The organism is Mesorhizobium captivum, assembly GCF_033977165.1.
In the GTDB taxonomy this organism is placed as follows: Bacteria; Pseudomonadota; Alphaproteobacteria; order Rhizobiales; family Rhizobiaceae; genus Mesorhizobium; species Mesorhizobium captivum.
Window position 1 is genome coordinate 1 of sequence record NZ_JAVIJB010000089.1, and the last position, 4,802, is coordinate 4,802.

The 4,802-nt window shown below is 64.7% G+C and carries 2 protein-coding genes; both read left to right on the top strand.

All coding sequences use genetic code 11. The features are described 5' to 3' along the window. Window positions 1-350 precede the first annotated feature (350 nt). Window positions 351-1,457 (top strand): efflux RND transporter periplasmic adaptor subunit, encoded by a 1,107-nt coding sequence (locus RFM40_RS33180; RefSeq protein ID WP_320219997.1) that lies wholly within the window; start codon window positions 351-353, stop codon window positions 1,455-1,457. Then, window positions 1,454-4,657, top strand: a complete 3,204-nt coding sequence (locus RFM40_RS33185) for an efflux RND transporter permease subunit (RefSeq protein WP_320279023.1) — start codon at window positions 1,454-1,456, stop codon at window positions 4,655-4,657. The genes RFM40_RS33180 and RFM40_RS33185 overlap by 4 nt, the downstream gene beginning before the upstream one ends. Window positions 4,658-4,802 lie beyond the last annotated feature (145 nt).

The window sequence follows — 4,802 nt, forward strand, 5'->3', positions numbered from 1 at the left end:
GCGACGTCCGGCTCGTGATCTCTACCTCACCGCACGGGCCCATCCCGCGCAGCGGGTTCGTTCTTCGCCCCATCTTGGCGGCAACGAGGACGGGCGGCGGGGCAGCCACAGGGTGGACATTTCAGCCCACATGGAAAATGATCATGTTGCCATGCACAACACTGCAGTGCTCTGATCTCGACGACAAGCCTTAGCGTAGAAGCGGATCAACCGACCTCCGGGTCCAGCGAGCGGGGACGCAAATGGACACCCCAGGGAATGGGCAATTGCATCGCGACGCGGGCGGGCGACCCCGTCGATCGGCCGGCTGGCTTGCCCGCGCCGCCGTGTCGGCGGCATTCCTGCTCGGCATGGCTTTCAGCAGCACTGCGTTTGCGCAGGACCAGCAGCTACCCGTGGTGACGGCGGCCAAGCCGGTGGTGCGTGAAATCGTCGAAGACGACGAGTTCGTCGGGCGCTTCGAAGCCGTCGACCAGGTCGCCATCCGTTCGCGCGTCAGCGGTTATCTTGACAAGGTCAGCTTCCAGGACGGCGCACTGGTTAACAAGGGCGACCTGCTCTTCACCATCGACCAGCGTCCGTACCAGGCGGCTTATGATGCCGCCAAATCGCAAGTGGACGTCGCCAAGAGTCTGCTCGAATTCTCCAAGATGCAGCTGGATCGCGCCGACGAACTCGCCAGGACCGGCAATATCTCAACCGCTACGGTCGACGACCGCCGGCGGGAATACCTTTCGGCGCAGGCGCAGATGCAGGGCGCGACGGCTGCGTTGACGACGGCCAGCCTGAACATGGAATTCACCGAGATCAAGGCGCCCTTGTCCGGCCGCATCGACCGCCGGCTGGTGTCGGTCGGCAACCTCGTGCAGCCGGATTCCACCTTGCTGACGACCATCGTCACGCGCGACCCGATCGACTTCTATTTCGACGTCGATGAGCGCCTGTATTTCAGCTACGCCCGCGACGCGAAGGCGCGTGGCGGCAGCATGCAGGAAGGCGCCGGCGGGCTCGATGTGGAGGTTCGTGTCGCCGACCGCGCGGAGGCGGTGTTCAAAGGCAAGCTCGATTTTGCCGAGAACCGGATCGACAACGCGACCGGCACCATGCGGGTGCGTGCGAGGTTTCCCAACGCCGACGGCATTCTCCAGCCAGGCATGTTCGGGCGCATCAACGTGCCGGGGTCGCTGCCGCATGGCGGCGTGCTGGTGCCCGACGAGGCGATCGGCGCCGATCAGGATCGCCGCATCGTCTTCCTGGTGGATGAGGCCGGGATGGTGTCGGCGAAGCCCGTGCGCACTGGCCCGCTTCTCGACGGCTACCGGGTGATCCGCAAGGGCCTGACCGGCGATGAGACGATCATCGTCAACGGGCTGATGCACGCCAGGCCCGGCACCAAGGTGAAGGTCGAGATGGTGACGTTGCCGCCCAAGACCGAGACCGCCGGGTTGCAGCAATGAGGTTCGCACATTTCTTCGTCGACCGTCCGATCTTCGCATCGGTCGTTTCGATCGTCCTGCTGATCCTCGGCGGGATTGCTTATACCCAGCTGCCGGTCGCGCAATATCCCGAGATCGCGCCGCCGACCATCGTCGTTCGCGCGCAGTATCCGGGCGCCGATGCCGAGACGGTCGCGGCGACGGTGGCAACGCCGATCGAGCAGGAGATCAACGGCGTCGAGGGCATGCTCTACATGTCGTCCTATTCGTCGGGCGACGGGGCGATGGCGCTGACCATCACCTTCAAGCTGGGCACCGATCTCGACAAGGCGCAGGTGCTGGTGCAGAACCGCGTGTCGGTCGCCGAGCCGCGCCTGCCCGAAGAAGCCCGCCGCCTCGGCATCACCACCACCAAGAGCTCGCCCGACCTGATGATGGTCGTGCACATGCTGTCGCCCGACAATACCTACGACCAGCTCTACGTCTCGAACTACGCCCGCTCGCGGGTGCGCGACATACTGCTCAGGCTCGACGGCATCGGCGACCTCATCATCTTCGGCGAACGCGAATATTCGCTGCGCATCTGGCTAGATCCGGAAAAACTGTCCGCCCTGGGGATGACCTCGGGCGACGTGGTGCAGGCGCTGCGCGACCAGAACGTCCAGGTGTCGGGCGGCTCGATCGGCGCGCCGCCGACCGGCACCGGCACGGCGTTTCAGTACACGGTCACCACGCAAGGCCGCTTCAACGACGCACGCGACTTCCGATACGTGATCGTCAAATCGACCGACGACGGCCGCCTGATCTCGCTGCAGGACGTGGCGCGCATCGAGCTCGGCGCCAAGGACTACGTCACCAACTCCTATCTCAACGGCAAACCGGCGGTGGCGCTCGCCATCTTCCAGCGGCCGGGCACCAATGCGCTCGCCGCAGCCGCGGAGATCCAGGACAAGATGAAGGAGCTTTCCCGCGACTTCCCGAAGGGGTTGAGCTACGACATCGTCTACAATCCGACCGAGTTCGTCGCAGAGTCGATCCATGAGGTCTACAAGACGATCCTCGAGGCGATGCTGCTGGTCATCATCGTCATCATCATCTTCCTGCAATCGTGGCGCATGGCGATCGTGCCGATCGTGGCGATCCCCGTGTCGCTGATCGGCACGCTGGCGGTGCTTTACGCCGCCGGCTTCTCGCTCAACATGCTGACACTGTTCGGCCTCGTTCTGGCGATCGGCATCGTCGTCGACGATGCGATCGTCGTGGTCGAGAACGTCGAGCGAAATATCGCCAGAGGGCTGGCGCCCAATCCGGCGTCGCACCTGACCATGGACGAAGTCGGAACGGCGGTCATCGCGATCTCGCTGGTGCTGATTGCCGTGTTCGTACCGACAGCCTTCATCCCCGGCATTTCTGGGCAGTTCTACCTGCAGTTTGCGATCACCATCGCGGTGTCGACGGCGATCTCGGCATTCAATTCGCTGACGCTTTCGCCGGCGCTGGCCGCACTGCTGTTCAAGCCGCACCACGCCGCGGCGGCGCCGCCGCGCTTTTTCCTGGCGCGGTTCGGACGGGCGCTCGCCGACGGCTTCAATCGCGGCTTCGACAGGGTCGCCCACTGGTATTCGAGCATCATCCGCGTGCTGGTCGGCTCTTGGATAGCGATCGCCGCCATGCTGGCCGTTTTCGCGGCCCTCATCTACGCCACGGTTTACATGGTGCAGGCGGTGCCGCGCGGTTTCATTCCGTCGCTCGACCAGGGCTATGCGATCGTCGTCGTCCAGTTGCCGGACGGCGCCTCGCTGTCGAGGACCGATGCGGTCATCCAGCAGGCGTCGCAGATCATCCAGAAAACGCCTGGCGTCGACTACGCAGTCGCCTTCGCCGGCTTCTCCGGCGCGACCTTCACCAACGCCAGCAACGCGGGCGTGATCTTCGCCAGGTTCAAGCCGTTTGACGAGCGGCTGAAGGCCGGCCAGTCGGCGACCAAGGTCATCGGCAATCTGTTCGGCAGCCTGCAAAGCATCAAGGAAGCCTTCATTATCGCACTGCCGCCGCCGCCGATCCGCGGCGTCGGCAATGCCGGCGGCTTCAAGCTGCAGATCCAGGAGCGCAACAGCGCCGACATGGGGCAGATCCTGGCGCTTGCCTACGAAATCGCCGCAAAGGCCAACAAGACGCCGGGGCTGACGGGCGTGTTCACCACGTTCTCCGCGTCGAGCCCGCAATTCTTCCTGGCGATCGATCGCGACAAGGCGCGCATCCTGAACGTGCCGATCCCCAACATCTTCGAGACGCTGTCGATCAATTTGGGCACCGCCTACGTCAACGACTTCAACGCTTTCGGGCGCGTCTACCAGGTGCGGGCGCAGGCTGACCAGACGTTCCGCCTCGATCGCGCCGACATCTTGAAACTGAAGGTGCGCTCGGCGACCGGCGCGCTGGTTCCGCTCGGCACGTTGATCGAGATCCGCGACATCACCGGCCCGGCGCTGGTCCAGCGCTACAATATGTACGTCTCGGTGCCGCTGCAGGGCAACGCCGCGCCCGGCGTTTCCACGGGCGACGCGCTGGCATTGATGGAAGGGATCACGGCGAAGACGCTGCCGGCCGGTACCTCCTATGAATGGACCGAGCTCGCCTATCAGGAGCGCAACACCGGCAATGCCGCTGTCTATATCTTCGGACTGTCGGTGCTGTTCGTGTTCCTGGCGCTGGCGGCGCAATATGAAAGCTGGGTGCTGCCGTTCGCCATTGTGCTGGTGGTGCCGCTCGGCGTGCTCGCGGCGTTGCTCGGCGTGTCTTTCCGAGGGCTGGACAACAACATCCTCGTGCAGATCGGCCTCATCGTGCTGATCGGGCTTGCCGCCAAGAACGCGATCCTGATCGTCGAATTCGCGCGGCAGGCGCAGGAACGCGGCCTGTCGGCCGCTGAGGCTGCCGTCGAAGCCTGCCGGCTCAGGCTGCGGCCGATCCTGATGACCGCCTTCTCGTTCATCCTCGGCGTCGTGCCGCTGATGATCGCAACGGGCCCGGGCGCAGAAATGCGCCAGTCGCTCGGCACCGCGGTGTTCTCCGGCATGCTCGGCGTCACCTTCGTCGGCCTGTTCCTGACGCCGGTGTTCTACGTCACGCTCAGGTCGCTGTTTTCACGGCGCAAACCCCGTGCCGAGGCCGGGCCTTCGGGGCCGGCAGAGGCGCCATCGGAGACGGCTGCCGAGTAGCGCAACCGCGACCTCCGGAGTCCTCGCTTGCGATGTCTGCGTTCAGGACGCGGCAGCTGATCGCTACGGCCAAAATGAGGCCGAAGAACGAACCCGCTGCGCGGGATGGGCCCGTGCGGTGAGGTAGAGATCACGAGCCGGACGT

Excerpts from the sequence above, each read along its gene's own strand:
- RFM40_RS33185 (WP_320279023.1), top strand. The coding sequence starts at position 1,454 with ATGAGGTTCGCACATTTCTTCGTCGACCGTCCGATCTTCGCATCGGTC.
- RFM40_RS33180 (WP_320219997.1), top strand. The coding sequence starts at position 351 with ATGGCTTTCAGCAGCACTGCGTTTGCGCAGGACCAGCAGCTACCCGTG.